Source organism: Mesobacillus sp., from assembly GCF_049588175.1.
In the GTDB taxonomy this organism is placed as follows: domain Bacteria; phylum Bacillota; class Bacilli; order Bacillales; family Cytobacillaceae; genus Mesobacillus.
In genome coordinates this window covers 1-2,204 of the sequence record NZ_JBAVFI010000345.1, presented here as the reverse complement: position 1 = coordinate 2,204, position 2,204 = coordinate 1, and the positions used below count along the sequence as shown (strand labels likewise).

General features: G+C 38.6%; 3 protein-coding genes. All 3 read right to left on the bottom strand.

Annotated features, from left to right (window positions below):
* A partial coding sequence (locus tag WB217_RS08660; protein ID WP_423992565.1) for a SurA N-terminal domain-containing protein occupies positions 1-590 on the bottom strand: 590 nt, incomplete at its 3' end.
* 175 nt (positions 591-765) lie between these two features.
* The gene (locus WB217_RS08655; protein WP_423992563.1) at positions 766-1,050 is read right to left on the bottom strand and encodes a transporter suffix domain-containing protein; all 285 of its coding nucleotides are present in this window, start codon (positions 1,048-1,050) and stop codon (positions 766-768) included.
* 325 nt (positions 1,051-1,375) lie between these two features.
* The gene (locus WB217_RS08650; protein ID WP_423992561.1) at positions 1,376-2,086 is read right to left on the bottom strand and encodes a polysaccharide deacetylase family protein; all 711 of its coding nucleotides are present in this window, start codon (positions 2,084-2,086) and stop codon (positions 1,376-1,378) included.
* Between the last annotated feature and the right edge of the window lie 118 nt (positions 2,087-2,204).

Sequence of the window (2,204 nt, the reverse complement as noted above, 5' to 3'; positions counted from 1 at the left end):
GGACTTATCTTTGCAAACTCTTCTGGCTTTTGTTTTTGACTTTCGAGCTGCTTTTTATATTGGTCATACATGGCCTGGACTTCTTGTGGTGTCGCTTCTACCTTGCCAATCTTGCTTTCCAAATATTTATTGACCGTAATTTGCTTTTTCAGCTGGGCTTTGAGCTGTTTCTCGGTCATCTTATTCGTTTTCAGTGCTTCTTCAAACTTTTTATCATCTTCGAAGTTGGCTTTGATTTTTTCCAACTCCGCATCCACTTCTTTTTCTTTAATGGAGATGTCGTTCTTCTCGGCTGTCTGGAGAAGCAGCTCCGCATTAATCATTTTGTCCAGAACTGACTTTTCGAGTTGTTCCTTCATCTTTTTATCCATCTGATCTACCGGCATGCCTTGCTGTTCGTAAGATGCTTTCATGGCCTCCAGCTCTTTGTTGTATTCCTTTTTTGAAATTCCTTTTCCATCTACTGTTGCGACCAAATCTTTTTTAATTTCTTTCTCAGTATTCCCTTTCGAGCTATCATTGCCGCATGCGCCAAGCACAAGGACGGCTATGTTCATTAAAAGAATGCCTGTAAAAATGCGCTTCATCATAAACAAATTCCCCTTTCAAACAACATGTCCATCATACTACCATATCCATCGAGAAAATAGGAGGATTTTACAGGAATTTTAAGCATTAATCATTTCTCTTTTGAGGAAAAAAGTATTCACTGATACCTCCTCATTAATCACCCTATGTTTGATCCAACAATTCATACTTACCCAATTACTCACTATCATTTTGTCTTTCTGCAGTTCTTCTTTTCCAGTTTTTCGGATTTAAAGCTGTTCTTATTTTTCCCGCGGCTTCTTTGCCCACCATTATAGCACCAATCCAGAAGAAGACTTCTGCAATCACCAGGGTGCTTGTAATACCGATTGCCTTCCCTTTACCAGTGAGGGGCAAAAAAGGAATCCCCATGGGAAGGACCCAAAATATAAATGATGAAATGATCAGGACCATTCCTACTTTATATATTAAAGATTTGGTTGCTTTTGGTTCGTTCTGCATCATGTCCTCCAATGTTGTCCTTAATGAGACAAAGGGACGGTACTGCCCCCAATAATTACTCGACATGTCCTATATTTAATCAAACGTTTGATTAAATTGTGTTGAGGCCAAGCATATAGCGGTTTTGATTATTAGTGGTGGAGAAAAAACACAATGAATTAACTATAGAGATTAAGAGGTGTAGCAGTGACTAATCCGAATACAACTATATTGAACAGATGAAGTTTCTATAATGAAAATGGAAGCACAAGGTACGTCCCCATGCTTTTTAAAAAAGCAACCCTTCATTAAAGAAGAATCGCCCCGGCTAGATCTCTCCAGCCTATTATTTGTTTGAATCATATTCCTGAAGTTCGTCCACGGTCACAAAGGTATATCCTTCGTTCGTAAGCTCTCGTAAAATATCTTCTATCACTTGAATTGCTTCGTCACTTTGATCATACATTGGATGCAACAAGATAATCGATCCGGGTTTGATGTTTTCCACTACATTATTCACTTTATCATCAGCACTTGTGTAGTACGTTTCAGGTTCTAATGTCCACATAATGGTTTCTCTGTTGTGCTTATTCAAATAATACGGCAATCCCACAAGTTTTTTCCCATAGGGAGGCCGAAAGTCGATCTCGCCCTTATAACCAGCTTTTCGGATCAGCTCATCAGTCTTTTCTATATCCTCTTTTATAAAAGAAGGAGATTTCAACACCATTCTATTGTGTGAATAGGTGTGATTTCCAATTTGATGCCCTGCTTCCACCAGCTTCTCAGCTTCTTCAGGATGTTTTTCAATATCCTGGCCGATGAGGAAAAAAGTCGCTTTTGCATTGTATTGATCCAATAAAGGCAGAAGCTGATCCACATTCTTCGTCGGACCATCATCAAACGTTAACGCAATGACTTTCTCTTCCGTTTCAACCTGGTACGTTAAGCCTCCAAAGAATTGAAAGGTTCTTAACTTCGTAACTTTAAATAACCCTGCAAATAAAAGAGCGGTTACTATAAATACAATTCCAATAAGGATGAATTTCTTCTTCATACATGCTACCTAACTTTCTGAATGATGTATTATATCAGTTGTATTATAGCATGATGCATATGCTTATGAAGAAGCGAAGCAATGCCGGTTTTACGAAACGGGACCAGACTTTCTAAAC

Coding starts and splice junctions, on each gene's coding strand:
- WB217_RS08655 (WP_423992563.1), bottom strand. CDS start 1,050: ATGCAGAACGAACCAAAAGCAACCAAATCTTTAATATATAAAGTAGGA.
- WB217_RS08650 (WP_423992561.1), bottom strand. CDS start 2,086: ATGAAGAAGAAATTCATCCTTATTGGAATTGTATTTATAGTAACCGCT.